Origin of the sequence: Yoonia sp. 67-2, assembly GCF_035117555.1 — a bacterium.
Classification (GTDB): Bacteria; Pseudomonadota; Alphaproteobacteria; order Rhodobacterales; family Rhodobacteraceae; genus Yoonia.
Genome location: NZ_JAYKPK010000003.1, coordinates 170,307 through 193,601, shown reverse-complemented (window position 1 = coordinate 193,601; position 23,295 = coordinate 170,307). Strand labels below are relative to the sequence as shown.

At 59.7% G+C, this 23,295-nt stretch carries 22 protein-coding genes and 2 tRNA genes; 6 read left to right on the top strand and 18 right to left on the bottom strand.

Annotated elements, in window-relative coordinates:
* Nucleotides 1–9: 9 nt before the first annotated feature.
* The 3 genes from ispG to hemA form a co-directional block, all read right to left on the bottom strand.
* Entirely contained in the window at nt 10–1,134 is a 1,125-nt protein-coding gene (ispG, locus tag VOY09_RS06410; protein ID WP_322893568.1) for a flavodoxin-dependent (E)-4-hydroxy-3-methylbut-2-enyl-diphosphate synthase, read from the bottom strand.
* A gap of 72 nt (nt 1,135–1,206) precedes the next feature.
* Entirely contained in the window at nt 1,207–2,397 is a 1,191-nt protein-coding gene (locus tag VOY09_RS06405) for a helix-turn-helix domain-containing protein (RefSeq protein ID WP_322893567.1), read from the bottom strand.
* Between the two features lie 113 nt (nt 2,398–2,510).
* Entirely contained in the window at nt 2,511–3,734 is a 1,224-nt protein-coding gene (gene hemA, locus VOY09_RS06400) for a 5-aminolevulinate synthase (protein WP_322893566.1), read from the bottom strand.
* Between the two features lie 240 nt (nt 3,735–3,974).
* On the opposite strand from hemA, the gene VOY09_RS06395 reads away from it, so the two are divergent.
* The gene (locus tag VOY09_RS06395; protein ID WP_322893565.1) at nt 3,975–5,348 is read left to right on the top strand and encodes a M20/M25/M40 family metallo-hydrolase; all 1,374 of its coding nucleotides are present in this window, start codon (nt 3,975–3,977) and stop codon (nt 5,346–5,348) included.
* Nucleotides 5,349–5,375: 27 nt separating this feature from the next.
* On the opposite strand, the gene VOY09_RS06390 is transcribed toward VOY09_RS06395, so the two are convergent.
* Nucleotides 5,376–6,029, bottom strand: coding sequence for a TetR/AcrR family transcriptional regulator (locus tag VOY09_RS06390; protein WP_322893564.1), 654 nt, complete (start codon nt 6,027–6,029; stop codon nt 5,376–5,378).
* A gap of 84 nt (nt 6,030–6,113) precedes the next feature.
* Here VOY09_RS06390 and VOY09_RS06385 point away from each other — a divergent pair, with 84 nt between their 5' ends.
* Nucleotides 6,114–7,190: an aldo/keto reductase gene (locus tag VOY09_RS06385; RefSeq protein WP_322893563.1), complete on the top strand. Its 1,077-nt coding sequence runs from the start codon at nt 6,114–6,116 to the stop codon at nt 7,188–7,190.
* A gap of 84 nt (nt 7,191–7,274) precedes the next feature.
* Here VOY09_RS06385 and VOY09_RS06380 read toward each other — a convergent pair.
* Both VOY09_RS06380 and VOY09_RS06375 read right to left on the bottom strand, forming a co-directional pair.
* Nucleotides 7,275–7,351, bottom strand: a tRNA-Asp gene (locus VOY09_RS06380).
* A 106-nt stretch (nt 7,352–7,457) separates the two neighbouring features.
* A tRNA-Asp gene (locus VOY09_RS06375) sits at nt 7,458–7,534 on the bottom strand.
* Between the two features lie 197 nt (nt 7,535–7,731).
* On the opposite strand from VOY09_RS06375, the gene VOY09_RS06370 reads away from it, so the two are divergent.
* The gene (locus VOY09_RS06370; protein WP_322893562.1) at nt 7,732–9,918 is read left to right on the top strand and encodes a fused MFS/spermidine synthase; all 2,187 of its coding nucleotides are present in this window, start codon (nt 7,732–7,734) and stop codon (nt 9,916–9,918) included.
* 14 nt (nt 9,919–9,932) lie between these two features.
* Here VOY09_RS06370 and VOY09_RS06365 read toward each other — a convergent pair whose 3' ends face one another.
* The 10 genes from VOY09_RS06365 to yajC are packed head-to-tail and all read right to left on the bottom strand — an operon-like array spanning nt 9,933 to nt 16,879.
* The gene (locus VOY09_RS06365; RefSeq protein WP_322893561.1) at nt 9,933–10,856 is read right to left on the bottom strand and encodes a pirin family protein; all 924 of its coding nucleotides are present in this window, start codon (nt 10,854–10,856) and stop codon (nt 9,933–9,935) included.
* 12 nt (nt 10,857–10,868) lie between these two features.
* A complete protein-coding gene (locus VOY09_RS06360; RefSeq protein WP_322893560.1) occupies nt 10,869–11,411 on the bottom strand; it encodes a DsbE family thiol:disulfide interchange protein in 543 nt (180 codons plus the stop codon).
* Nucleotides 11,404–11,547: a heme exporter protein CcmD gene (gene ccmD / locus VOY09_RS06355; protein ID WP_322893559.1), complete on the bottom strand. Its 144-nt coding sequence runs from the start codon at nt 11,545–11,547 to the stop codon at nt 11,404–11,406. Before ccmD ends, VOY09_RS06360 begins: the two co-directional genes overlap by 8 nt.
* A complete protein-coding gene (locus VOY09_RS06350) occupies nt 11,540–12,268 on the bottom strand; it encodes a heme ABC transporter permease (protein ID WP_322893558.1) in 729 nt (242 codons plus the stop codon). Before VOY09_RS06350 ends, ccmD begins: the two co-directional genes overlap by 8 nt.
* 42 nt (nt 12,269–12,310) lie before the next feature.
* Nucleotides 12,311–12,967 carry a heme exporter protein CcmB gene (gene ccmB, locus VOY09_RS06345; protein ID WP_322893557.1) on the bottom strand — a complete coding sequence of 219 codons (657 nt, stop codon included), beginning with the start codon at nt 12,965–12,967 and terminating at the stop codon, nt 12,311–12,313.
* Nucleotides 12,964–13,578, bottom strand: coding sequence for a heme ABC exporter ATP-binding protein CcmA (ccmA, locus tag VOY09_RS06340; RefSeq protein ID WP_322893556.1), 615 nt, complete (start codon nt 13,576–13,578; stop codon nt 12,964–12,966). The genes ccmB and ccmA overlap by 4 nt, the downstream gene beginning before the upstream one ends.
* Nucleotides 13,579–13,932 (bottom strand): Mth938-like domain-containing protein, encoded by a 354-nt coding sequence (locus VOY09_RS06335; RefSeq protein WP_322893555.1) that lies wholly within the window; start codon nt 13,930–13,932, stop codon nt 13,579–13,581. It abuts the gene before it with no gap.
* A gap of 8 nt (nt 13,933–13,940) precedes the next feature.
* Nucleotides 13,941–14,909 carry a protein translocase subunit SecF gene (gene secF, locus VOY09_RS06330; RefSeq protein ID WP_322893554.1) on the bottom strand — a complete coding sequence of 323 codons (969 nt, stop codon included), beginning with the start codon at nt 14,907–14,909 and terminating at the stop codon, nt 13,941–13,943.
* A gap of 4 nt (nt 14,910–14,913) precedes the next feature.
* On the bottom strand, nt 14,914–16,575 hold the full coding sequence (gene secD / locus VOY09_RS06325) for a protein translocase subunit SecD (protein ID WP_322893553.1): 1,662 nt from the start codon (nt 16,573–16,575) through the stop codon (nt 14,914–14,916).
* Nucleotides 16,576–16,597: 22 nt separating this feature from the next.
* Entirely contained in the window at nt 16,598–16,879 is a 282-nt protein-coding gene (gene yajC / locus VOY09_RS06320; protein ID WP_322893552.1) for a preprotein translocase subunit YajC, read from the bottom strand.
* A 194-nt stretch (nt 16,880–17,073) separates the two neighbouring features.
* Between yajC and VOY09_RS06315 the strand changes: the two genes are divergently transcribed.
* Nucleotides 17,074–18,333 (top strand): pentapeptide repeat-containing protein, encoded by a 1,260-nt coding sequence (locus VOY09_RS06315; RefSeq protein WP_322893551.1) that lies wholly within the window; start codon nt 17,074–17,076, stop codon nt 18,331–18,333.
* A gap of 250 nt (nt 18,334–18,583) precedes the next feature.
* Nucleotides 18,584–19,876: a serine--tRNA ligase gene (gene serS / locus VOY09_RS06310; protein WP_322893550.1), complete on the top strand. Its 1,293-nt coding sequence runs from the start codon at nt 18,584–18,586 to the stop codon at nt 19,874–19,876.
* On the opposite strand, the gene VOY09_RS06305 is transcribed toward serS, so the two are convergent.
* Nucleotides 19,864–21,024: a DUF2235 domain-containing protein gene (locus tag VOY09_RS06305; protein ID WP_322893549.1), complete on the bottom strand. Its 1,161-nt coding sequence runs from the start codon at nt 21,022–21,024 to the stop codon at nt 19,864–19,866. The two genes, serS and VOY09_RS06305, sit on opposite strands and share 13 nt — an antisense overlap.
* Nucleotides 21,025–21,142: 118 nt before the next feature.
* Here VOY09_RS06305 and VOY09_RS06300 point away from each other — a divergent pair, with 118 nt between their 5' ends.
* On the top strand, nt 21,143–21,853 hold the full coding sequence (locus VOY09_RS06300; RefSeq protein ID WP_322893548.1) for a hypothetical protein: 711 nt from the start codon (nt 21,143–21,145) through the stop codon (nt 21,851–21,853).
* Here VOY09_RS06300 and der read toward each other — a convergent pair.
* Nucleotides 21,843–23,285 carry a ribosome biogenesis GTPase Der gene (gene der / locus VOY09_RS06295; RefSeq protein WP_322893547.1) on the bottom strand — a complete coding sequence of 481 codons (1,443 nt, stop codon included), beginning with the start codon at nt 23,283–23,285 and terminating at the stop codon, nt 21,843–21,845. The genes VOY09_RS06300 and der overlap by 11 nt on opposite strands.
* Nucleotides 23,286–23,295: the final 10 nt, after the last annotated feature.

Sequence of the window (23,295 nt, the reverse complement as noted above, 5' to 3'; positions counted from 1 at the left end):
GCGTCTGGCTTATTCGGCGGCCAAATCGTCCCTTGCGGCGATCTCTGCCGCCTTTTTTTCGACCTGTTCGACGATATGTTCGATCATGTCTTCATTGGATTGCTTATGGCTCTGCTTGCCCGCCAGATAGACCATGCCGGACCCTGCCCCGCCGCCGGTAAATCCGACATCGGTCATCAGCGCCTCGCCCGGTCCGTTCACCACGCAGCCGATGATCGACAGCGACATCGGGGTCTTGATATGTTCCAGTCGTTTTTCCAGCGCCTCGACCGTTTTGATCACATCGAACCCCTGCCGCGCGCAAGACGGACAGGAAATGATGTTCACGCCACGGTGGCGCAGGCCAAGGGATTTGAGGATTTCGAACCCCATCTTGACCTCTTCCACCGGATCGGCGGAAAGACTGACGCGGATCGTGTCGCCGATCCCGGCCCAGAGCAGATTGCCCATGCCAATGGCGGATTTCACGGTGCCGCTGATCAGACCGCCCGCCTCTGTGATGCCCAGATGGATCGGGGCATCGGTCGCCTCGGCCAGTTGCTGATAGGCGGCTGCGGCCATGAAAACGTCAGAGGCTTTACAGGAAATCTTGAATTCATGGAAATCATTGTCCTGCAGGATTTTGATGTGATCCAGCCCGCTTTCCACCATCGCATCGGGGCAAGGTTCGCCGTATTTTTCCAGCAGATGCCGTTCCAGCGATCCGGCATTCACGCCGATGCGGATAGAACAATTATTGTCACGCGCGGCGCGGATCACTTCCTTCACACGGCGTTCGTCGCCGATATTGCCGGGGTTGATGCGCAGACAGGCTGCCCCCGCCTCTGCCGCCTCAATCCCGCGTTTGTAGTGGAAATGGATATCCGCCACGATCGGGACCGAGACATTGCGCACGATCTCTATCAACGCACGCGAAGATTCCTCATCTGGCACCGAAATCCGCACGATATCCGCACCTGCATCTGCTGCCGCCTGCACTTGCGCAATCGTGCCTTTGATGTCGGTGGTCAGGGTGTTGGTCATGGTCTGCACCGTGATCGGGGCATCGCCACCGACCGGGACATTGCCGACCATGATCTGACGGGATTTGCGGCGTTCGATATTCCGCCAAGGGCGGATATGGTTCAAAGACATCGGATCGCTTTCAGCAGATTGCGGTTCACCCGCAACCTAAGCCGCCCACCCGCGCGGGGCAAGCGGCTGCGTCTATTGATCGGTCACAGCCTCGGCCACGCGGACGATTTCGGCCAGATCATTGTCGCTTTCCAGATCGGCCAGCGCGTAGCTTTCAGTCAGGTTATCGGCAGACAGAACGACGTTCGAAGTCACGACACCACGTTGCCCGACAGGGCCGTAATGGGTGCCATTCACGGCGAAATACATCGCGCCGCTTTCGCCCACGCGCAGGGTGGCGGGTTCTTCGGTGGCAGGCAGGGTAAAATTCTGGCCCGGCTCCATGATCCCTTCAAACAGGACGACGCCATCGGCGGCCTGCACACGTACCCAAGCGGGACGGGCCGCGACCAATTGCACCTCTGCGACCGGCGGTTCGACGACCTGAATGCTGGGGCTCACGATCTCGGCATCGGTTTCCGCGACTTCGCGCACGGGGGACCCCTGCGCCTCAGGCGCCAAAGCGCCAATCATCTGCGGGTTCAACGTCGAAATCGGCGTATCGCGCGCAACAAGCACCGGCACGTCAAGCGCCTGCGGGCGGTAAAGCCTGTCCAGCGCCTCTGGCGCGGGCAGCATCATGCCACCAAGCGCGTCGCTGGTTTCGATCACATTGGCACTGCCTGCCAGCGGGTCGAGATCAGAGACCACAACAGGAGCCTGTTCGACAGGCGCAAACTGGACCCGCTGCACCTCTTGCAGGACAGTCCAGCCGCCATAGCCCAGACCGCCCATCATGGCGATCAGCACCAGCGCCGAACCGATGGCGCGCAATTCGATCTGCGCGAAAATCGATTCCTTTGCCGGAATGAACGGCGTACGCGACGACAGGAAGATGTCCTTGCCCGCGGGCATCCGGCTGACATCAGCGGTACGGTTTTTCAAGGATGAGGCTTCAGCGGACATGCCATGGGCAGTGACAAAACCGCTTTCCTTGCAAAAGCTGGCAAAGGCTGCATCCGGGTCCATCCGCAGATAGCGCGCATAGGACCGCACATAACCGGCAATAAACCCTGGCGTGTCAAAGGCAGAGGGATCAGCATTCTCAATTGCCGCGATATAGGCTGCCTTGATCTTCAATTCGCGCTGCACATCGAGCAGGCTTTTCCCAAGGGTTGCACGTTCACCGCGCATAAGGTCGCCCAGACGCAACTCGTAGTCGTCAAACCCTTTGGCTTGAACGTCCTCCGCCGCGCTGGCACGCCTGAAGGTCTTTCCGATCATCGACAGTCCCGTCGCTTAGAGCCCAAGGCACCCTGTCGCCCGAATCAATTCGACAGGATCGCCTTGCAAAGCAATAGCATGACGGCGCTGCGCTTGCACATCGGCAATAAGCGTTAACCCGCCAACTCAGCCCGGTTCAGCGCACAATGTGACCATAAACCATCCAAAGCGCCGACAAGCGCATTCATTTCACGCGGTCCATGCACCGGCGACGGGGTAAACCGCAACCGTTCGGTGCCGCGTGGCACGGTGGGGAAATTGATTGGCTGCACATAAATGCCGAATTCTGACAAAAGCATATCAGACAACTTCTTGGTGTGTTTCGGATCACCCACAATCAGCGGCACAATATGGCTGCCATGGTCGATAATCGGCAAGCCCAATCCTTTGAGCCGCAGTTTCAGGATTTTCGCCTGTGTCTGATGCTGTTCGCGCAAGGCCTGGTCGGTTTTCAGATGCGCCACGGATGCCGCCGCCGCCGCTGCGACTGCCGGTGGCAGGCTGCTGGTAAAGATGAACCCGGGCGCATAGGACCGCACCGCATCGCACATCTTGGTCGAAGCGGCGATATAGCCGCCCACCACGCCATAAGCCTTGGCCAATGTTCCGTTGATGATATCGAGCCGGTGCATCAGCCCGTCGCGTTCCGCCACACCGCCACCGCGCGGGCCATACATGCCAACGGCATGGACTTCATCGCAATAGGTCAGCGCGCCGAATTCATCGGCCAGATCGCAGATCGCCTTGATCGGGCCGAAGTCACCATCCATCGAATAGATCGACTCAAACGCGATCAGTTTCGGCGCAGCCGGATCATCCGCCGCCAGCAATTCGCGCAGATGCGCCACATCGTTATGGCGGAAAATCCGCTTGGCCCCGCCGTTGCGCCGCACGCCCTCGATCATGGAGGCATGGTTCAGCGCGTCAGAGTAAATGATCAGCCCAGGAAAGAGTTTCGGCAGAGTGCTGAGCGTGGCGTCATTGGCGTTATAGGCGCTGGTGAACAAAAGCGCGGCTTCCTTGCCATGCAGATCGGCGAGTTCAGCCTCAAGCCGTTTGTGATATACGGTGGTGCCAGAGATATTGCGTGTCCCGCCCGAGCCTGCGCCGGTGGCGTCAATCGCCTCATGCATCGCAGCCAGAACCACCGGATGCTGGCCCATGCCAAGATAATCATTGCCGCACCAGACCGTCACCGGGGTTTCGGACCCATCGGACTTGACCCAGGTCGCGTGGGGAAACTGACCGCGCTTGCGTTCAATATCAATAAAGGTCCGATACCGGCCTTCTTCGTGCAAGCGGTTGATTGCGATATCCAATTGGGCGTTATAATCCACCAATTCGTCCTTTTCTTAGGTCAGGGCACCGGTTTGGCGGCGCCTTGAATCGTTCTAAACTGCATATAGGGCAGATCGCGCCCGGGCAAGACGCTACAAACTGTCGCCCCCTGCCCGGTTGCGTCTAATCCACGCCTTGGGCGGGTGCCATGATCTGGATCAACCTATCCCGCCGCCAGCCATTGACCTTGCCCGCGAACAGGTCAACCCTGCGCGTGATGATAAATGAAAGGCCCATCCATGACCCTTGAACCCGTCCTTGCCCGCATTGATGACGATCTGACGCAATCTGTCGAACGGCTGAAAGAATTGCTGCGCATCCCGTCAATTTCGACTGATCCAGCCTATAAAGCTGATTGTGACACGGCCGCCGACTGGCTGGTGGCGGATCTGATCTCGATGGGGTTTACCGCCTCAAAACGCGAAACCCCCGGCCACCCGATGGTCGTCGCGCATAGCGGCGGCGACGGTCCGCATGTGCTGTTCTATGGCCATTACGATGTGCAACCCGTTGATCCGCTGCACCTGTGGGACCGCGATCCGTTTGATCCGCAGGTCGAGGAAACGCCCAACGGAAAAGTGATCCGGGGCCGTGGCACATCGGATGACAAAGGCCAGCTGATGACCTTTGTCGAGGCTTGCCGCGCCTGGAAAGCCGTGCATGGCACCCTGCCCGGCAATATCACCTTGTTCTTTGAGGGCGAGGAGGAATCAGGCTCCCCATCGCTGGTCCCCTTCATGAAAGACAATATCAAGGAACTGACCGCCGATATCGCACTGATCTGCGATACCGGGCTTTATGGCGACAGCACGCCCGCGATCATCACGCAATTGCGCGGACTGTTGGGTGAAGAGATCACCATCAAAGGCCCGAATAAGGACCTCCATTCTGGCATGTATGGCGGCTTGGCAATGAACCCGGCGCGTGTGCTGGCAAAGGTGATCGCGGCGCTGCATGATGAGGACGGGCGGATCACCGTACCGGGTTTCTATGACGGCGTGCCAGAGCTGTCGAATGAACTAGCTGCGGCCTGGGATGATCTGAAATTCGACGAAACGGCGTTTCTGGGTGACGTCGGCCTGTCTATCCCCGCCGGTGAAAAGGGCCGCCGCCCGTTGGAGATGATCTGGTCGCGCCCGACCTGTGAGGTCAACGGCATGTGGTCCGGCTATACCGGCGACGGGTTCAAGACCGTGCTGCCGTCAGAGGCCCATGCGAAGATTTCGTTCCGCCTCGTCGGCACGCAGGACCCTTTGGCGATCCGCGACGCATTCCGCAAAATGGTGCAGGACATGATCCCCGCAGATTGCAGCGTGACATTTGCACCGCATGGTGCCAGCGCCGCCGGACAGATGACCACGACCCACCCGGCCTTTGATCAAGCGCGCAAAGCGCTGTCAGATGAATGGCCCAATGCGGCGGCCTATGTCGGCTCTGGCGGATCGATCCCGATTGCCGCCTATTTCAAGGATATCCTTGGCATGGATGCGATGCTGATCGGTTTTGGCAAGGATAATGACCAGATCCATTCCCCCAATGAGAAATACGACCTGTCGTCCTTTCACAAAGGCATCCGGTCCTGGGCGCGGATTCTGCATGAAATGACGGCTTGATGCGGGGGGTGCGTGCCCGCACGCACCCTACGGGTGATGCATGGAAATGTCGGTAGGGTGTGTGCGCGCAGGCACCCGCCACCCCAGCATAGCCGTCTCAGCGACAGCCAGCAGTCGCTCCCTATCCGCACCATCACGCGCCAGAACAGACATGCCCTGCATCACAGCAATTGCAAGATCGGCCAGCGGCGCGGGGTCGGTATCGGATGGCAGCAGCCCCCTCCCCATATCGACCTCGATCCGGCGCTGGATCATGTCGCGGATTGCGCGCCGTTCAGCGGCGACCGCGGCGCGCACCTCTGCCGCGTCGGGTGACCCTGTCGCGGCAGCGCTGGCCAGCAGGCAGCCGGGGGGTGTCGTCTCACCGGTATATAGCAGCGCCGCCCGGCGCAGCATCGCGGCAACAGCGTCATGCGCTGTCGGCGCGGCAGTGATGTCTTGTTCCAAGGCCACAGGATCACCCGCATAGCGGCGCATCGCCTCCAGAAACAACTGCTGTTTGTTGCCAAAGGCGGCATAAAGGCTGGGTGCCGTCACCCCCATCGCTGCCGTCAGATCGGAGATCGAGGTCGTTTCATAGCCGCTTTGCCAGAACGTCAGCATGGCTTTGTTCAGAACATCGTCACGATCAAAGGACAGCGGGCGTCCGGTCTTGCGCGGGTGGGTTGCTTCATGTTTCATAGTGACCACTAATAAAGTCATTGACGTCCGCCTGCAAGCGGGGGATAGGTTTCATATCGTTCACTATAAAACATTGGAGCCATCATGTCCCTTTCCCATTACCGCGCCCTCGGCCGATCCGGCCTCGTTGTCAGCCCTTTGTGCCTTGGCACCATGACCTTTGGCCCCGGCGATTGGGGCGCGGATGAGGCAGAATCGCGCGCCATTTTCGACGCCTATCGCGACGCGGGCGGCAATTTTGTCGATACGGCGGATATCTACAGCGGCGGTGTCAGCGAGGAATTCGTCGGCAAGTTCATCAAGGACACCGGGTCGCGCGATGATATCGTGCTGGCGACAAAATTCGGCTTCAACGGCTCGCGCAGTCCGCTTGCGGCCAATCAGGATCGCGCGGGCAATGCCCATGCCGGCGGTGCCGGGGCCAAGAACATCCACCGCGCGCTGGATGCGTCACTGCAGCGTCTGGGGACCGATTACATCGACCTTTACTGGATGCATATCTGGGACGGTGTCACGCCGGTTGGCGAAATCGTCCAGACACTTGGCGATCTGGTCCGCAGCGGCAAGATCCGCCATTACGCCTTCTCCGACATGCCCGCATGGCTGGCGATGAAGGCGGCAACCATCGCCGAATTGCGCGGCGTGCCGGGGCCGATCGCGATACAAGTGGAATATTCCCTTGTCGCACGCGACATCGAGGCCGAACATATCCCCGCCGCCCGCGAAGGCGGTATGGGCGTGATGCCTTGGAGCCCGCTTGCCGGTGGTTTTCTGACCGGGAAATACAAGCGCGACGATACCTCCGGCACCGGCCGGTTGAGCGGTGCGAATCCTTTTGGCGACAGCAAGTTCAGTGATCGCAACTGGGACATTCTGGCAGTGCTGAAAGAGATCGCCACCGAACAGGATCACACCCCTGCGCAGATCGCGCTCGCCTGGATCATCGCGCAGCGCGGGGTGACATCCACACTGATCGGTGCCAGCAGCGTGGCGCAGCTGACCGGCAACATCGCAGCGACAGATGTGAAATTGACGGGCGACCAGATGCACCGACTCGATCAGGTCTCGGCACAGGCGGGTGGGTTCACCGCAAACCTGAGCACAAAGATGATCCGGAAGATGATCTACGGCGGCCATGATGTGACCGGCTGGGCTGAATAACAGCAACACTGATCCGGGCTACCGGTCAGCGTGCGATGCAAATCGGCTGACCCGGTACCTGCTCATACAACTAACTTGGAAAAATGGCGCGGTTGACGGGGCTCGAACCCGCGACCCCCGGCGTGACAGGCCGGTACTCTAACCAACTGAGCTACAACCGCGCGTGAGGGGCGGGATAATCGCGGATGCTTAGGGCGTCAATTGCAAAAAGACGAAATGCCGCGCTTTTTGGCGCGGCATGTTCTGGTCGTTTTTGGAGAAATGCAGTGGCGCGGTTGACGGGGCTCGAACCCGCGACCCCCGGCGTGACAGGCCGGTACTCTAACCAACTGAGCTACAACCGCGCATCTGCTTTCCCAGCATCTCTGCTGGTGTGGCGCTTCTAAGTGTGGCGGCGGACCCCGTCAAGCGGTCTTGCGCCTTCTGCGGCATTATCTTTGTCATGCCGGAAAAAACATGCCTGACCATGGGCAGCAATTGTTCCTAATCCTGCCATAATTGCCGCGTTTAACCTGCCGCAATAGGCAAACCGGCAGCTATCATGACGCAACAGGCACAATCCGCACCGCAGCGTAGCACCCATCTGGTGCCTGTGCTGTTTACCATGACGATCTTTCTGTCAGCCGCGATGCTGTTTTTCGTCCAGCCTTTGTTCACTAAGATCGTGCTGCCCTATGTCGGTGGTGCGCCAGCAGTCTGGACCACGGCGATGCTGTTCTTTCAGACGGTGCTGATTCTGGGCTATCTCTATGCGCATCTGTCGACACGTTACCTGCCGGTCGCAGTGCAGATCGGGCTGCATCTGATGCTATGGGCGATTGCGCTGACGTTCCTGCCATTGTCGATCACAGCTGGCTGGCAGTTTGATTCCGACCAGCCCATCGCCCTGCAAACGCTGACGCTGTTTGCTTTCGGCGTCGGCATGCCGTTTGCGGTGCTATCGGCCAATGCGCCCCTGATCCAGAGCTGGTATGCGAAAAGCGGCGGGCCTTCAGCGGATGATCCTTATTTCCTGTATGGCGCGTCAAATCTGGGATCACTCATCGCGCTGCTGGCCTTTCCATTGATTGCGGAACCAATGCTGGGTGCGCGCCAGATCGGGAACGGCTGGGCGGGTGGTTTCGTCATTCTGGGCCTGTTTCTTGCGCTCAGTGGTCTGGCCGCGCGCAAAGGGGCCGCGGAAAGGTCAGCATCCCGCGCGACCGGCGCGCCGGGATGGGGGCATTATGCATGGTGGCTGATCCTTGCCTTCGTGCCATCATCCCTGATGCTGGCGGTGACGAGCAAGATCAGCACCGATCTTGGGTCTTTTCCACTAATCTGGGTTGTGCCGCTGGCGCTCTATCTGCTGACATTCGTGTTGACCTTTACCAACCGGCCATTGTTCAGCGACAGGGTGATCGATCTGGCCTTTGTGATCAGCCTCGCCTTTTTCGCGACAATCTTTACCTTCCGGTCCTTGTCGATCATCACGTTGATCCTGACGCTGGTGATTTTGCTCGGCTTCGTCTTTGTCGCGATGAAAGCGCATCGCAGTCTCTACGCGGCGCGGCCGGATCAGACCCATCTGACCTTGTTCTATGTCACCATGTCGCTGGGCGGCGCCTTGGGCGGGCTGTTCAATTCACTGATCGCGCCGGTGGTGTTCGCCGATCTGCAGGAAGGACGGGTGACCATCCTGCTGGCCTTGCTCATTCTGGCGGCCGGGGCTTGGCAAATGACGGTGCGCCGGCTGGCGCAAGCGCTGGTCGCTGCCGCCATCGTCCTGGTGCCGGTGCTGATCATGCTGCGCTTTCCGGTGAGTGATGACCGCTACATCTATGTCCTGCATTTTATTTTTCTGGGGCTGATGCTGGCTTGGCTGCGCCGCAGCCCACTGCAACAGGTCATCGTGCTGGCCATCCTGCTGTTGGTCGGCCCCTTTGTGCAGACGCAATCCTTGGTTTTTCAGGACCGCAGCTTTTTCGGGTCGCACCGAATCTATGATCAAGCCGGACTGCGGTTTTATTCCAACGGCACGACGATCCACGGCGCGCAGCAGCTGGCCGATCTGAACGACGGCGCGCGGCCTAAGCCGCTCTATTACTATCACCCCGCTGGTCCGATGGCGCAGATCATGACGTCCCCAAATGGCAGAGCGGCGGGCGAGATTGGCATCGTGGGTCTAGGTGTCGGGTCGCTGGCCTGTTATGCGCAGCCCGGTCAGACTTGGGATTTTTACGAAATCGACCAGTTGGTGGACAGTATCGCAAGAGACGCCGATCTATTCACCTTCATGTCGTCCTGCGCACCAGAGGCGCCGACCCATATCGGTGATGCGCGGGTGGTCTTGGACCAACAGGCTGAGAAAGACTTCGATGTGCTTGTGATCGATGCCTATTCATCCGATGCCGTGCCGGTTCACCTGACGACAACCGAAGCGATCGCGCTTTATCGTGACAGGATCGACGCGGATGGCGTGATTGTGCTGCATATCTCGAACCGGTATTTCGATATCGCGCGCCCCTTGGGCCGCAGTGCGGCAGCGCTTGGGTTGATGGCGATGATCCAGCACGACCCAAGTAGGCCGGATGATCCGACGCATAGCCCGTCTACCGTGGTGGTCATGGCAAAAGATGCGGCAAGTTTGACCGGCTTCATCCAGCCTGAACAATGGCAGGTGCTGCAAGATGACGGTGGCCGGATCTGGACCGATGACTACGCAAATCTACTGTCGATCCTGAACTGACAGGTCGGGTGTGGTCACGGCAGCGGAATAAATTCCGCATCGTCACCCACCGGCAATTGAAAGCGTCCGTTTTCCCAGTCGCCTGCGCGCCAGGCCTCTTTCGCTTCCTCGATCCGTTCGCGGGAGGAGGCCACGAAATTCCACCAGATATAGCGCGGCCCTTCCATCGTGGCCCCGCCCAGCAGCATGACGCGCGCGCCTTGGTCGCCTGCTTTCATGCTGACGCGGTCGCCGGGGCGGAAGATCATCATACGTCCGGCCGCGAACACTTGCCCCGCAATCGTGACGGACCCTTCCAGCACATAGGCTCCACGATCCTCGTGGTTGTCAGGCAAAGGGATGGATGCGCCCGGTTGCAGGGCGGCATCGAGATAGAACATCTCAGACGGCGTCTGGACCGGGGCGCGCGCGCCGTAAGCATCACCAAGAATCAGCCGGACCTCTTTGCCTTCGCCTTGCAGCAGCGGCAGGTCGGCGGCAGGGGCGTGGATGAAGGCGGCGGCCCCATCTTCGGCCCCTTTGGGCAGGGCGATCCAGCTTTGAATGCCGAACAGCCGGTGACTGGCGGCACCATCGGTGCGTTCGGAATGGGTGATGCCATGGCCTGCCAGCATCAGGTTCACCGCACCGGGGTTGATCCATTGATCCGTGCCAAGGCTGTCGCGGTGGTGAATCGTCCCGCTATGCAGATAGGTCACGGTGGCAAGGCCGATATGCGGATGCGGGCGCACATCGATCCCCTGCCCGGTCACAAATTCCGCCGGGCCCATCTGGTCAAAAAAGATGAAAGGCCCGACCATCTGACGGCGCGGCGCGGGCAAGGCGCGGCGGACCTCGAACCCGCCGATATCGCGGGCGCGCGGCACGATCACGGTTTCAATCGCGTCAACGGCATCCCCTGTGGGGCAATCGGGGTCGAGGGCGGGGTTCCAGCTCATCCGCTGTCCTTCCTATTCGGCCCCGGTGGCGCGCGCGAGGGCGGGCAGGAACCTTTGTTCATAATCCGACCCGACCAGCGGGCCGACGAAACGGAACAGGACTGTGCCGTCACCATCCACGATGAAGGTTTCGGGTGGCGCTGTCACGCCCCAGTCGATCGCCGATCTGCCGCGCAAATCAAAACCGGTGGCAAAGAACGGGTCTTCGTAATTGGTCAGATATTCGCTGGCCTGCGCCTGCTGGTCGCGAAAGTTGATGCCCGCGACCCGGTAGCCCTGGGCGTCAAGATCCAGCAGGATCGGATGTTCCGCACGGCAAGGCGGGCACCAGCTGGCCCAGAAATTGACGATTGTCACCTCGCCGCTGCGCAGATCGGCATCGGTGAGTTGCATGGTCCCTTCGACCGCCTCTGCCGGGACAACCGGCGCTTGTTGGCCAACGAAGGTCGAGGGCAGCTCATCCGCATTATCGCGCAGGATACCTGCCAACGCGAGGCCCGCGAAGGCTGCAAAAATGACCGGAGGCACGATCATAAGAGGCGATATTTTAGCCATTCTTTTCAATCTGTTCCAAGGCGGCGCGCACGCGGATATAGCGCCGCCAGCTTAACCCTACGATCACCGCGAGCAGCGCGATGCTGACGATATAGGCGGCGGTGACTTCGACGACGTAATTTCCCAGATCAGGCATGAACCACCCTTGCTTGCAGGGCCTTGATCCGGCGGGCGCGGATTTCCGTCCGCGTCCGCATCAGCACCAGGGCGAAGAATAACAAAACAAAGCCTGCGATACAGACCAAGAGCGGGAAATAGAAAACATCAGCCACGTTCTTTTCCGCATCCAGCGACAAGGATGCGCCCTGATGCAGGCCCTGATTCCAGAAAAACACCGCATAGCGCGACAGGATCGCGAAGATCGATCCGACGATACACAGGATCGCAGTCAGATCGGCGGCGGTGTCCGGGTCTTCGATCGCTTCCCACAGGGCGATATAGCCCAGATAGAACAGGAACAGGATCAGGAACGACGTCAGCCGTGGGTCCCAGGCCCAATAGGTGCCCCACATCGGTTGCCCCCAGATGCCGCCGGTAAAGAGCGCGATCAGCGTCATCACCACGCCGACCGGGGCCGCAGCCCGGGCCGCAAGGGCCGAGACATGGTGCCGCCGCACGACCCAGATCAGCGAGGCGACCAGCATCATGATCCATGCGTTGATTGCCATCAGCGCGGATGGGACATGCAGATAGATGATCTTGACGGTCGATCCCTGGCGAAAATCATCAGGGGTAAAGAAAAACCCCCAGATCAGCCCCACCACAAGGCAGAGACCCGCCAGAGCAAAGCTCCACGGCAGGACCGGACGGGTCCAGCGCATGAACAGCCTTGGATTTGCATATTCCCACATCGACATGACGCTTACCTATCCTTCTGACACATCTGCCTCAATCCCCGATCACCGCAGATTGATGCGTAACACAGCCGCAGTGGCGAATGGCAGGATGGCAAAGCATCCGGCCGTGATGCCCCCCTGCAAGATCAGCGGCGCGCTGGCATTTAGCCCCGCTGCGCCCAAGCGCACCGCCTCTGCCCCGAAGATCAGGGTGGGGATGTAAAGCGGCAGCACCAAAAGCGACAGCAGCAACCCACCCCGGCGCAGGCCCACAGTCAGCGCGGCACCGAAGGTGCCGATCATCGACAAGGCCGGTGTGCCGATCAGCAGGGAGACCAGCAGATAGCTGTAAGCCTCGCTCTGCATCGACAGCAGGAAGCCGAGGAAGGGCGCGGCCAGCGTCAGCGGCAATCCGGTGGTGATCCAATGGGCGCTGGCTTTGACCAACCCCGCGGCCTCCAACGGCAATGGCGAGGTGGCGAGCAATGCCAGCGACCCATCCTCGAAATCCAGCGCGAAGATGCGGTCGAGCGACAGGAGTGCCGCCAGCAGCGCGCCAACCCAGAGGATACCGGGCGCGATGCGGCTGAGGATATCCGCCTCTGGCCCCACACCGAACGGGACCAGCACGACGACGATCAGGAAGAAGGCGAGGCCGAAGCCAAAACCGCCGCCAGCACGCAGCGCCAAAGCGAGGTCGCGTTTCAGCAGGGCGATCATAGAAATGCCTCATCCGTGCCGCCGCCGGTGCCGGGGGCGGATTTGAACGGCGTCAGGTCCAGCGCGGGGGCGTCGATGCCAAGATCGATATGGGTGGCGATAATGGCGATGCCGCCCTGCGCAAGATGATCATCCTGCAACCAACGCGCAAACATCGCGACAGAGCCAGTGTCGAGTGACACGGTGGGTTCATCCAGAAACAGGATCTTGCGCCCGATCACCGCCAGGCGGGCAAGGCCTAGGCGGCGTTTCTGCCCGGCTGACAGCGTGCCGCCCTGACGGTCACGCAGATCAGCCAGATCGAACCGGGTCAGGATCGCGGGGTCAAATTTCAGCCCATAAATCGCGGCCCAGAAGCGCAGATTTTCTGTCACTGTCAGCGCGGTCTTGACCCCATCTGCGTGGCTCGCATAGGCGGCGCTGTCTTCGGGCATTGTCACCTCACCCGACAGCGCCGGTTGCAGTCCCGCCAATGTGCGCAACAAAGTGGTCTTGCCGATCCCGTTCGGCCCGCGCAGGATCAGCGCCTGCCCTGCCCCAAGCTGAAAACTCACATCACTCAGGACCGCGGCACCGCCGCGCGCACAGCCCAGATTTGTGACGTGCAGCATTCAGACCGGGATCAGGGCGACCGCAACGCGGCGACCCTCTGACAGCAGCACGTTGTAGGTGCGGCAGGCGGCGGGGGATGCCATGCTTTCGAAGCCGATACCGGCCTCTTCCAATACCTCACGGAAATCCACCGGCAGATGCGCGATTTCCGCCCCGGTGCCGACTAATACAACATCGACGTCAGCCGCGCGTTCCAGAATGGCGGCGCTGTCGGTGAAACCGTCCCAAGCGACAACACCTGTCGGGAACACCAGCACCGGACCGCGCATGACCTTGCCGCCGATGCGGAAAAAGCCGGGCCCATAGCCATCAATCGGGACGGCGTTACTATAGGTGATCTCGTTCAGGCGCATGATTAGCCTTAGCTGTCGATATGACCGTATTTGGTGCCGGCAGAGGGGTCTTTCTTGGACCAGTCGCGCTTGACGCCCAGCATCAGCACGATGTTCTTGGCAACATAGAGCGAGGAATAGGTCCCGACAATGATCCCCCAGGCGATGGCAAAGACAAAGCCACGGATCACGTCACCGCCCAGCACCAGAAGCGCGATCAGCGCGATCAGCGTGGTCAGCGATGTCATCATCGTCCGGCTGAGCGTTTCATTGGCGGAAATATTCAGCACATCGATCAGCGGTTTGGATTTATATTTGCGCAGGTTCTCGCGGGCACGGTCAAAGACGATGACCGTGTCGTTGATCGAATAGCCCACAATCGTCAGCAAAGCCGCGATGATCGGCAGATCAAACCGGATTTGCAGCACAGCGAAAATACCGATCGTCAGCGCCACGTCATGGATCAGCGCGGCCACAGCGCCGACAGCGAATTGCCATTCAAAGCGCAGCCAGATGTAGACCACGATAGCGCCGAGCGCGCCCAGAACCGCCAGAATGGCGGTGCGGATCAATTCGCCGGATACTTTCGGCCCGACACTTTCAACCGATGGAAAGGTGATGTCTGGGGCGGTGCCGCGCAACGCCTCTTGAATCTCCGCAATGGTTTCGGGCGGGATGCTTTCCTGCCCGTCCTGCGCCTGAATCCGGATCATCGCGACATTTTCGTCATCGCCAAAGCTGGGATCGAAGACTTCGGTGATGCTCACATCGCCAAGGCCCAACGGGTCCAGCGCCGCGCGATAAGCCGCGATATCCACGCTTTCGCTGGCTTCGGTACGGATCGAGGTGCCGCCGCGAAAATCGATGCCGAAATTCAGGCCAAAGGTGAAAAATGCGACGACCGACAGGACAACCATCACCGCAGAGGCCCCGAAGGTCACCGGGGCGAAGCGGAAAAAGTTGATATTGGTCTCGTCCGGGATCAGCCGCAAACGCATGGAATCATACCTCGATTGTCTTGGGCCTGCGATAGGCGAACCAGATGGAAATCAGCGAGCGGGTGATGAAAATCGCGGTGAAGACAGAGGTGATGATCCCCAGCCCCAAGGTGATCGCAAAACCGCGCACCGGGCCAGAGCCCAAGGCGAACAGGATCACCGCTGTCATGAAGGTCGTGAAATTGCCATCAATGATCGCCGAAAGCGCGCGTTCATAGCCAAGCTCAATCGCGCGGGCCGGACCTTTGGCGGTTTTCAACTCTTCCCGGATTCGCTCGAACACCAGCACATTGGCATCCACTGCCATGCCAACGGTCAGCACGATCCCCGCGATGCCGGGCAAGGTCAGCGTCGCGCCAACAAGCGAAAGTACCCCGAAAATCAGCCCCATGTTGATCATCAACGCGATATTGGCAAACCAGCCGAACAGACCATAGGTCAGCCCCATGAACAGGATGACCAGCAGGCCACCGACCGCTGCGGCCAGTTTCCCGGCATCGATGGAATCCTGCCCCAGTTCGGGGCCGATGGTGCGTTCTTCCAAGAAGGTCAGTTCCGCAGGCAAGGCACCCGCGCGCAACAGCACGGCCAGATTGGTCGCCTCTTCCGTGGTGAAATTGCCGGTGATGATGCCCGATCCGCCCGGAATATGGCTTTGGATGGTCGGGGCAGAGATCACCTCGTTATCCAGCACGATGGCGAAGGGCGATCCGATATTATCGAGCGTGTAATCGCCAAAGGTCCGCGCGGCAGAGGTATTGAACCGGAAGCCCACAGCCGCGCGCCCGTTCTGGTCGAAATCAAGCTGGGCATTTTCCAATTGTTCGCCCGTCACGACCGGACGGCGCTCAAGGATGTAAAACACGCCCGGTTCATCCAGCGATGGCACCAGAAAATTGCCGGTGCCGGGAGATTCGTTGGCATCCGTGGTGCGTGCGACAACCGGGTTAAAGGTCAGCTGCGCGGTGGTCCCCAAGAGATCCTTGACCTCTTGCGCAGATCCCACGCCCGGCACCTGCACCAGCACACGGTCCGCACCTTGGCGCTGGATGGTGGGTTCGCGCGTGCCGACCTCATCAATCCGGCGACGGATGATTTCCAGCGTTTGCAGCATGGTGCGTTCATTGACCGCGGCGATTTCCGCCTCGCTCAGTGTGATGATCAGCAGATTGCCATCCAGCCGCACATCGATATTGGACGCGGCAGCACCAGTGAAAGACGTGACCGGACGGCCCAGTCCGCGCACCAGTTCAAAGGCACGGTTGGCACCTGCAGCTTCGGAAATACGTACCCGCAATTCATTGGGCGTGCCCTCTTCGCGGGTCACAAAGCCGAGCGTGTCGCGTTCGGCCGCCAGCACATCGCGCACCTGTGGCCAGAACCCTTCGAGGAAGGCTTCATGCACATCGTCCACCGCAACCTCGACCAGCAGATGCGCGCCGCCGCGCAGATCAAGGCCGAGGTTGACCAGATTGGACGGCAGAAACGATGGCCAGGCGCTGGCATCTTCTTCCAAAGCCGCATTGGTCTGACCGCTTGCAATCGTGGCCCGCGCGTCATTGGCGGTTTCAACGCGCCCGTAAAATCCGTTTGGCAAAGCCAGCATCAGGCCGACCACAACGGTCAGCCAGATCATGATCTGCTTGGGGTAGGAAATGGTCAGCATGATGCGGCCTTATGGGTCGTCGTCAGGTTTTGGTCGGTTCGGTCTTGTTCAGCACAGAGACGATGGTGCCCTTGATGACGCGGACATTGACGCCGGTGGCGATTTCGACCTCGACCTCTTCGACTTCATCCTTGACCTTGGTGATCTTGCCGATGACCCCGCCCTGGGTGACAACCTGATCGCCGCGCCGCAGACCGGCGAGCAAGGCCTTATGTTCCTTGAGCCGTTTTTGCTGAGGCCGGATCAGCAGGAAATACATGATCCCGAAGATCAGGACTAACATAATCAGGTCGGCAGGTCTCATCTCAAATCCCTTGTGTTGGTCCGGGCTGTCCCGCCCGTCAGTCGCGAGACCCTAAAAGCTGCAAAGCTGATTTGCAACAAGGGCCAGTGATGCCTGCCATATGGGGCAAGGGCGGGTGTGATGCAATCGGGGAGGCTTCTATTGGCGCTATTTTCACGGCAGGGTGTGGGGGCGTGGTGTAGCGAGGAACAATGATGCCCCGGAACGATCAAAGGCAGCCTACGTTATTGGACTGGTTGGCATTGCGGCAGACTTTCGATTGGCTGAACGCACGCCCTTTAGGTGGGTTCCTTGGTTTTCTGGGTGTTCTGTTCTCATCCTTGCTGGTTATTGCTGCGTGCTGGACGCTCATCCTGTTCTTCGTGGCCCTTGTCAGTGACGATCCCAATGGCGAAGGCATCCGCAACATCGGCCTTGTCCTCGTCGCGCTGTTGGGTGGCCCATTTCTGGTCTGGCGGTCTTATGTAGCAGCCCAGCAGGCCAACACGGCAGTAGAGGCGCTGTTCAACGACAAGATCAATGCTGCGGCGACTGATCTGGCATCGCGGCGGCAGGTGACGCGGGCTACTGGTAGTGGAAAGTCGAAACGAGTCCTTACCTATTGGGAAGATGATCTTGTCACCCGGGCTGCCGCTATTGATCGGCTCACGGACTTATCGAAAGAGCAGCCGCGAGAGGCACTAAGGGTCGTCAGGATTTTATCTGCATATTTGCGTGGCACTTTTCCAGTGAAAGACCTTGATCCTTCGACAGTGCCGTTCACCAGAGCAATTCCTAGGATCGACAAACAAGCAGCGATCACTGCGATTGGTCAGGTGCATGAGATCGCGCGCGAGACGAACCCAGGAAAGTGGCGTTTAGACTTAAGAAGGTGTGACCTTGATGGTGCTGACTTTACATCTGGGAACTTCTTTGCCGCCGATTTTTCACAATCTCGCATAGAGGCCGCGCGATTTAGGAGTACAGACCTGAACGGTGCACTTTTGCGCGGCTGCCTTCTGAACTTTAGTGACTTTTCCAAGGCTGACATGACTGGTGCGAAGCTAGATCATTGCATTCTTAACCGCCCAGAGCCAATTTCAGGGGGTATGTGTTATTCAATCAATTTGGCGAATTTCAAGGGAATGACATTCATCAATGCTGATATAAGCGCAATCGACTACCTTGGCGAGCCGGAAGAACTAGCAACCACGTTTGGAACTGCGGACACTAAACATTCACTTGAGAGTTTATCGGTGATGCCAAACAAGCGAGACAGGAGTAGAGCGGCAAACTTGTTTTATCTGGATGAGGAAACGCTGACCCCAGCCCAAAAACAACTGGTTGAAAGCCTAGTAGCAACCGGTTTTCAGTATTGGTCTCCACATAACCATGAGGACATGGCAACCATGTCGTATCTGGCACGGCTTTACCGAGACCTTGATCTTCAGAAGTGGCCATATTGGGAAAATTGAGAGACCTACGATTATGTCCCCCGGCGCGGAATCAAGGCCGCAGGCCGCCGCGCCATCGCCGACCCGCCCCCCGGGGCGGCGATTGGCAAGTGCTGTGGCAAGCAATCATGTCCGACCACCGTTGCTGGCATAAATTGCCCATCGCTGGCCTCTGATCGCCTTCCCGCGTGTCGGCGACGGCGCTCCCACTTTCCTCTGCGCGCAAGATGCGGCATATGTGCCGCCAAGCAAATAGCCAAGGACCTGACCCATGCATGATATCCGTTTGATCCGCGACAATCCGGATGCGTTTGATGCGGCTTTGTCCCGTCGCGGGCTGGCCCCGGTGGCGGCACAGGTTCTTGCGCTGGATGAGGCGCGACGCAAGCTGATCCTTGCGGCAGAGACGGCGCAGGCCGAGGCGAACAAAGCCTCCAAAGAGGTCGGCGCCGCCAAGGCGCGTGGCGATGAGGCGGAATTTGCGCGGTTGCGTGGCATTGTGGCCGAAAGCAAGGCGCAGATCGCGGCGATGAATGACGAGGCCAAGGCGCAGGATGCGGCTTTGACAGACCTGCTGGCGACCCTGCCAAACCTGCCGGACCCGAGCATCCCCGATGGCAAGGATGAGGCGGATAACGTCGAAATCCGCCGCTACGGCAATCCGCGCAATTTCGCCTTCACCCCGGTGGAGCATTACGAGATTGCGGGCATCAGGCCGGGAATGGATTTCGAGACGGCGGCAAAGCTGTCGGGCAGCCGTTTCGTGCTGTTGTCGGGCGCTGTCGCGCGGCTGCACCGGGCGCTGGCGCAATTCATGCTGGACCTGCATGTCGATGAACACGGGCTGACAGAGACGCTGACCCCGGTGATGGTGCGCGAAGAGATGATGTATGGCACCGGGCAATTACCGAAGTTCGGCGAGGATTCGTATCAGACCACCAATGGCTGGTGGCTGATCCCCACGGCAGAGGTCACGCTAACCAATATCGTCAATGGTGACACGGTGGATGAAACCACCCTGCCCCGTCGCCATGTCGCGCATACGCTCTGTTTCCGCTCGGAGGCCGGATCGGCGGGGCGTGATACATCGGGCATGCTGCGCCAGCATCAGTTCGAGAAGGTCGAGATGGTCAGCATCACGACGCCTGATGCCAGCGCTGCCGAACATGACCGCATGACACGTTGCGCCGAAACCGTGCTGGAAAAGCTGGAACTGCCCTATCGCACGGTTGTGCTTTGCGCCGGTGACATGGGCGCGGGTGCCACCAAGACCCATGATATCGAGGTCTGGCTGCCGGGGCAGAACACCTACCGCGAGATCAGCTCGATCTCTGTCTGTGGCGATTATCAGGCAAGGCGGATGAATGCGCGGTTCCGGCCCGCTGGCGGCGGTAAGCCAGAATTTGTCCATACGCTCAACGGATCAGGGCTGGCCGTGGGCCGGACATTGATCGCGGTGGTCGAGAATGGTCAGCAGGAGGATGGGTCTGTCGATCTGCCCGCCGCGCTGCATCCTTATCTGGGCGGCAAGGCAAGGATCGATGCGCAGGGTCACCTCGCCTGATCGATCACCTTACTGAGCGTCGGCGGCTGATAGGTCGGATCCTTTGCCAATCGCGCGATCGCCACATCGCTCAGATCGGCAAGCCGATCCGGCCCGTCACGGTCTGCGGCAGTCTTACGCAGGATCCTTGTCAGCAAGCCGGCTTTTGTCTGGTTGACCAGCGATGCGCGGATATTCTGGCTGGCGCGGATCGCAGCCAGATGCCGGTCATCCAGATCAAGCCCGGCCCGGATCGCCCCTTGCGCGATCCAGTCGCAGGTAAAGCTCGACAATCCCAGAGTGTCACCGCCGCCACCAACCGAGCCATGATCGCCGGGAAACCATTCCTGCCGGTAAGGCCAGGCGTCACGGCCAGCGGGATCAAGCGGCAGATCAGGATCAGCGCCCAATGCCTTGATATTCATATCGTCCAGCTTGTCCGACCACAGCGCCGGCGCAAAGGCCCGGCGCCTTTCGTCAATAGCGACGGCATGGCGCGCGGCGCTGACCATGCGCGACAGATCGGCGTCATGGAATTGATGTTTGCGGTTCAGGACAGGTGCAGCCGACCAATAGCCCGGCACCCCCAAAGCCCCGACGGTATCCCAGACACCCAGATAATTCACCGCGAGCTTGACGCACATCTGCGGCCTTGTTTTCAGCCGCCATTGCCATTCGGCCTCGCTCGTCGCGGTGAAAGGCGCGAAATCAGAGCGGAACAGGAAACTGTCAGGATCATCGGGACGGGTGTTGGGATCGCGTGAGCGGTAGCGCGTGATCGCCGCGCCGATCTGCGCGACATTTTCACGGGGCGGAATGCCGCAAGACCGCAGCAATCCGGCCAAGGACCGCGCGGTATAAGCCCCGCGCGAAAAGCCGAAGATGTAAATCTCATCCCCCGGCTCATAACAAAAGATCAGCGACCGATAGGCATCTGCGATATTTTCGATCAAGCCCCAGCCCAGAATCCCGCCAGCGAAACGGTCGATCACCCGCGCCAGCCAGTTCGAGCCACGGCCCGTCCCGACACCGGCGATATAAAAGACCTGTTGTTTATGCCCGTCACTGGCCGTCAGCCTGACCGCCTGCGCCAACCGCAGCACATTGGTCGGATAAGGCGCATCATCGCGGTTCCACGTGCCGTCACAAAAGATCGCGATGCGTTTCATGGCTTGCTCCCGTTCAGGTTAATGACATCTTGCGCGAAATTGCCCGCACGACAAGTCTATGTGCTGCGACCTGTCTTTGGGGCCTTTTCAACTTTGACGGGCATGGTATGGTAGAAATATGAAAAATATACGCGCGGTCTTGACCCTTTTGTTCACCGTGACCTTCGTGGTCTCACCCTATTTCACCAGCCCGTTTTCGGGCTTTCGGGCGGATCAACTGCCTGTTCCCCAGATCGACCCGCCGATTCAACCTGCGGGCTATGCTTTCGCGATCTGGGGGCTGATCTATGGCTGGCTGCTGGTTTCGGCAATTTACGGGATCTGGAAACGTCCGCGCAACAAATCATGGAACAAGGTGCGTGATCCGCTGATCATCAGCCTCGCCCTTGGCACGCCATGGCTGGCGGTGGCGAATATGAATGCGATCTGGGCGACCGTGCTGATCTTCGCGATGGCAGCGGCGGCAATTGCAGCGGTGCTGGCAGCGCCACGGGCGGATCGGTATTGGCTGCGCGCGCCAGTGTCGGTCTATGCCGGCTGGCTGACGGCGGCATCTTTCGTGTCGCTCGGCAGCACGGCGGCGGGTTACGGCGTGCTGATGGGCGCGCTTGGCTGGGCCTATCTGGGGATTATCGCAGCACTTGGCGTGGCGGCTTTCGTGCAGATCCGCAGCCGGGCGCCGGGCTATGGGTTGACCATAATCTGGGCCTTATTCGCGATTATCATGGCCAATGGCATGGGCCAGCTTGGTGTCAGCCTGCTGGCCGGTGGCGGGATCGCGGTGATGACCTTGCTCACGATCACCACCGCGGGCCGCCCTATTTCTTGAGGTGTTTTGACAGGCGCGAGGGCTGCGAGGATTTCTTGTCTTTATAAGGATTCTTGTCGCCCTGATCGCGCAGATAAAGCCGGATCGGTGTCCCTGGCATGTCAAAATCAGCCCGCAACCCATTGACCAGATAGCGTTTATAGCTTTCCGGCATCAGATCAGGATGCGACGTCATCACCACGAAAGCGGGGGGACGGGTCTTGACCTGCGTGGCATAACGCATCTTGATCCGCTTGCCGCCGGGCGCGGGCGGCGGGTGCTGTTCCAGCATACCGATCAGCCAGCGGTTCAGCTGTGCGGTCGTCACACGCCGGTTCCAGACGTCATGCGCGCGCATGATCGCCTGCTGCAATTTATCCAGACCCTTACCAGTCTTGGCCGAGACCGTGACCAAAGGCGCGCCGCGCAATTGCGGCAACAGGCGTTCGAAACTTTCGCGGAGTTCGCGCAATTTATCCTGCTTGTCGTCTTCGGTATCCCATTTGTTCACCGCGATGACCACGGCGCGGCCTTCGCGTTCAGCCAGATCGGCGATCCGCAGATCCTGCTGTTCAAAGGGGATTTCCACGTCGAGCAGCACGACCACGACTTCGGCGAATTTCACCGCGCGCAACCCGTCAGAGACCGACAGTTTTTCTAGCTTTTCCTGAATCCGCGCTTTTTTGCGCATCCCCGCCGTGTCAAAAATCCGCATCGGGACGCCGTCCCAGACCTGCTTGACGGAGATCGCGTCGCGGGTGATCCCGGCTTCTGGCCCGGTCAGCAGGCGTTCTTCGCCGATGATCTTGTTGATCAGCGTGGATTTGCCGGCATTGGGGCGGCCCACCACAGCAATCTGCAAGGGTTTCGCGATGGTCGGGACGCGCGGGGCGTCTTCGTCATCTTCGCCCACATCGACATCGACTTCGGGCGCGTCAAGGGCGGCACGTTCCTCGAATGCATTGGCGATCGGACGCAGCACATCCATCAATTCGCCCATACCTTCGCCATGTTCGGCGGAAATGCGGATCGGCTCGCCCAGACCAAGGGCATAAGCCTCAAGTATGGTGGCATCAGCAGCGCGGCCTTCGCCCTTGTTTGCAGCAAGGATCACATTGGCGTTTTTCTTGCGCAGGATATCGGCAAAGACCTGATCTGCGGGCAAGACCCCTGCCCGCGCATCGATCATGAACAGGCAGACATCGGCCATTTCCACGGCGCGTTCGGTCAAGCGGCGCATCCGGCCTTGCAGGCTGTCATCAGTCGCCTCTTCCAGACCGGCAGAATCGATCACGGTAAAGCGCAGATCAGCGATCCGCCCTTCGCCTTCGCGCAGATCGCGGGTGACGCCGGGCTGATCATCGACCAAAGCCAGCTTTTTGCCAACCAGACGGTTGAACAAGGTGGATTTGCCCACATTCGGGCGGCCCACGATGGCGAGGGTAAAGGTCATGATACGGCTC

Bases quoted from the DNA above. Each gene is read 5' to 3' on its own strand.
- ispG (WP_322893568.1), bottom strand. From the start codon at position 1,134: ATGTCTTTGAACCATATCCGCCCTTGGCGGAATATCGAACGCCGCAAA.
- VOY09_RS06405 (WP_322893567.1), bottom strand. From the start codon at position 2,397: ATGATCGGAAAGACCTTCAGGCGTGCCAGCGCGGCGGAGGACGTTCAA.
- VOY09_RS06395 (WP_322893565.1), top strand. From the start codon at position 3,975: ATGACCCTTGAACCCGTCCTTGCCCGCATTGATGACGATCTGACGCAA.
- VOY09_RS06390 (WP_322893564.1), bottom strand. From the start codon at position 6,029: ATGAAACATGAAGCAACCCACCCGCGCAAGACCGGACGCCCGCTGTCC.
- VOY09_RS06385 (WP_322893563.1), top strand. From the start codon at position 6,114: ATGTCCCTTTCCCATTACCGCGCCCTCGGCCGATCCGGCCTCGTTGTC.
- VOY09_RS06370 (WP_322893562.1), top strand. From the start codon at position 7,732: ATGACGCAACAGGCACAATCCGCACCGCAGCGTAGCACCCATCTGGTG.
- VOY09_RS06365 (WP_322893561.1), bottom strand. From the start codon at position 10,856: ATGAGCTGGAACCCCGCCCTCGACCCCGATTGCCCCACAGGGGATGCC.
- VOY09_RS06360 (WP_322893560.1), bottom strand. From the start codon at position 11,411: ATGGCTAAAATATCGCCTCTTATGATCGTGCCTCCGGTCATTTTTGCA.
- ccmD (WP_322893559.1), bottom strand. From the start codon at position 11,547: ATGCCTGATCTGGGAAATTACGTCGTCGAAGTCACCGCCGCCTATATC.
- VOY09_RS06350 (WP_322893558.1), bottom strand. From the start codon at position 12,268: ATGTCGATGTGGGAATATGCAAATCCAAGGCTGTTCATGCGCTGGACC.
- ccmB (WP_322893557.1), bottom strand. From the start codon at position 12,967: ATGATCGCCCTGCTGAAACGCGACCTCGCTTTGGCGCTGCGTGCTGGC.
- ccmA (WP_322893556.1), bottom strand. From the start codon at position 13,578: ATGCTGCACGTCACAAATCTGGGCTGTGCGCGCGGCGGTGCCGCGGTC.
- VOY09_RS06335 (WP_322893555.1), bottom strand. From the start codon at position 13,932: ATGCGCCTGAACGAGATCACCTATAGTAACGCCGTCCCGATTGATGGC.
- secF (WP_322893554.1), bottom strand. From the start codon at position 14,909: ATGCGTTTGCGGCTGATCCCGGACGAGACCAATATCAACTTTTTCCGC.
- secD (WP_322893553.1), bottom strand. From the start codon at position 16,575: ATGCTGACCATTTCCTACCCCAAGCAGATCATGATCTGGCTGACCGTT.
- yajC (WP_322893552.1), bottom strand. From the start codon at position 16,879: ATGAGACCTGCCGACCTGATTATGTTAGTCCTGATCTTCGGGATCATG.
- VOY09_RS06315 (WP_322893551.1), top strand. From the start codon at position 17,074: ATGCCCCGGAACGATCAAAGGCAGCCTACGTTATTGGACTGGTTGGCA.
- serS (WP_322893550.1), top strand. From the start codon at position 18,584: ATGCATGATATCCGTTTGATCCGCGACAATCCGGATGCGTTTGATGCG.
- VOY09_RS06305 (WP_322893549.1), bottom strand. From the start codon at position 21,024: ATGAAACGCATCGCGATCTTTTGTGACGGCACGTGGAACCGCGATGAT.
- VOY09_RS06300 (WP_322893548.1), top strand. From the start codon at position 21,143: ATGAAAAATATACGCGCGGTCTTGACCCTTTTGTTCACCGTGACCTTC.
- der (WP_322893547.1), bottom strand. From the start codon at position 23,285: ATGACCTTTACCCTCGCCATCGTGGGCCGCCCGAATGTGGGCAAATCC.